Raw genomic sequence first — 1,142 nt, forward strand, 5'->3', positions numbered from 1 at the left:
CTCCTACTCCTTTATCCTACTTGAAATTCCGTTATTTTATATTGGTGATGTAATAAGACACGTAACCTTAAACGATCATAACGCTTGAAGCCAAAAGCGTTTCGTTTAATCACCTTTGTTTGATTGTTTAAGCCTTCAATAAAGCCATTGGTATATCCAAAGGCAAAACTGTTTAATATCTCTACCTGCCAGTTTTTCAGCGTTTGAATCGCTTGAATAAACTCCGGCATGCCTTCGTTATGTATCTGTTGATAAAAAGCGTATAATTCCTCTTTCACTTGTCCGGCAGCCGTTTTTCCTTTTTCTTTCGCTTCTTCAAACCAGTTTCGAAACACTTCTTTTAAATGATAGGCTCTCCTTAAATCATCGGATAAATCTAAATACCTCTCTAAATACCAGAGCTGCTTTTCACTTAACTCTTCATACCGTTTGTAAAAGACATGTTTCATTCGTTTACATTTCTTGCGGTCATACTCATGGAACTCTTTTTGTACTCGCCTTCTCACTCGTTCTAACGCCCAATAAATATAACGGCAAAAGTGAAAACGATCCGCAATAATGATAGGGTTTCCTAATGCTTTTCGAACGGCAGACTTAAAGGCATAACTCATATCCATAATCACCATCTCCACGTCGGAACCCTTTTCTCGTAAGTAGTTTTTCACCGTTTCAACGGATCTATTAGGAAGAATATCGAGAGGAGCTCCAGTGTCTCCATCTGCAATGACCACTTGATACTTCCCTTCATTCGTATCCCCTTTATATTCATCGATCGCAATCACCGGCGGCAAGCTCTTCACTTCCTTTAACGTCGGGGCCGAAATCGAATCAAAACGCCGAATCACGGTAGCGGAGGACGTGCGAAATTGACCTGCCGTATCTTTAAAGTTTTTTCCTTGAATGACACGCAGACCAAGGGCTTGATTCCATTCCCGTGAGTGCCTTTGATACCGCTGGACGATGGGATTTCGTTCCGAAAAGCGTTTGCCGCAGGAACACACATAACGACGCCTTCGATAAAATAAATAAGACGTTCGTTCAAATACTTTAAGGTGCTGGATCTTTTGGATACGGTAATCATGGACTCGGCTTGTTCTTTCCCCGCATGCTGGACACCGATGGGATTTACGGGGTACCTCCAC

The 1,142-nt window shown here is 41.9% G+C and carries 1 protein-coding gene; it reads right to left on the reverse strand.

Annotated features, from left to right (window positions below):
* Positions 1-11: 11 nt before the first annotated feature.
* A partial coding sequence (locus tag ACE1TI_RS21820; protein WP_375009601.1) for an ISL3 family transposase occupies positions 12-1,142 on the reverse strand: 1,131 nt, incomplete at its 5' end.

Origin of the sequence: Alteribacillus sp. JSM 102045, from assembly GCF_041949975.1 — a bacterium.
Lineage (GTDB): Bacteria > Bacillota > Bacilli > Bacillales > Marinococcaceae > Alteribacillus.